1 protein-coding gene is annotated in these 273 nt (G+C 67.0%); it reads left to right on the top strand.

The window, feature by feature from the left end:
* Positions 1 to 273: NAD(P)-binding domain-containing protein (locus E0702_RS17385; protein ID WP_132045767.1), on the top strand; the 273-nt coding region annotated here is incomplete at both ends.

Genomic DNA, 273 nt, shown 5'->3' with positions numbered 1-273 from the left:
CGGGGCGATGGTCGACGCGCCGCTCGGGCGCACGCCGAAGGAGGCCGAGGAGGGCATGCTCGACGCCATGGTTGGGGCCGATGACGAGAGCTTTGCCAAGGTCGAGCCGGTGATCCAATGCTGGGCGGGCAACATCAACCGCGTCGGCGGGGTCGGCGCGGGCCACAAGATGAAGCTGGTGATGAACCTTATCTCGATGAGCTATGCCGCGCTTTATGCCGAGGCGACGGTGCTGGCCGCCAAGTCCGGTATCTCGCCGCAGACCGTGCGGCA

The sequence above is a fragment of the Halomonas marinisediminis genome (assembly GCF_004347715.1).
GTDB lineage: Bacteria > Pseudomonadota > Gammaproteobacteria > Pseudomonadales > Halomonadaceae > Halomonas > Halomonas icarae.
This window is presented reverse-complemented; position numbering and strand designations above follow the sequence as displayed.